This window comes from Phaeobacter sp. JH20_02 (assembly GCF_048056915.1).
GTDB lineage: Bacteria > Pseudomonadota > Alphaproteobacteria > Rhodobacterales > Rhodobacteraceae > Phaeobacter > Phaeobacter bryozoorum.
On sequence record NZ_JAYMVP010000016.1, the window covers coordinates 1 to 794 of the forward strand.

Sequence of the window (794 nt, forward strand, 5' to 3'; positions counted from 1 at the left end):
CGTACAAAACCGCACGTCAACATCGGCACCATCGGCCACGTTGACCACGGCAAGACCACGCTGACCGCAGCGATCACCAAGTATTTCGGTGACTTCAAAGCCTACGACCAGATCGACGGCGCACCTGAAGAGAAAGCCCGCGGCATCACCATCTCGACCGCGCACGTGGAATATGAGACCGAAGGCCGTCACTACGCCCACGTCGACTGCCCCGGCCACGCTGACTATGTGAAAAACATGATCACCGGTGCGGCGCAGATGGACGGCGCGATCCTGGTTGTGAACGCTGCTGACGGCCCGATGCCGCAGACCCGCGAGCACATCCTGCTGGGCCGCCAGGTTGGCATCCCGAAGATGGTCGTGTTCATGAACAAAGTGGACCAGGTCGACGACGAAGAGCTCCTGGAGCTGGTCGAGATGGAAATCCGCGAACTGCTGTCTTCCTACGACTACCCGGGCGACGATATCCCGATCATCGCAGGGTCCGCTCTGGCGGCGATGGAAGGCCGTGACGACGCGATCGGCGCCGACAAGATCAAGGAACTGATGGCGGCTGTTGACGATTACATCGACACGCCTGAGCGCGCTGTTGACCAGCCGTTCCTGATGCCGATCGAAGACGTGTTCTCGATTTCCGGCCGTGGTACCGTTGTGACCGGTCGTATTGAGCGCGGCGTGATCAACGTTGGCGACTCGATCGAGATCGTTGGTATCCGTGACACCTCCACCACCACCTGTACCGGTGTGGAAATGTTCCGCAAGCTCTTGGACCGTGGTGAAGCAGGCGACAACAT

1 protein-coding gene is annotated in these 794 nt (G+C 59.9%); it reads left to right on the forward strand.

Annotated elements, in window-relative coordinates; translation table 11 throughout:
- Positions 1 to 794 (forward strand): elongation factor Tu (locus VWY34_RS04190; protein ID WP_416544462.1); only part of this gene is annotated, 794 nt, incomplete at both ends.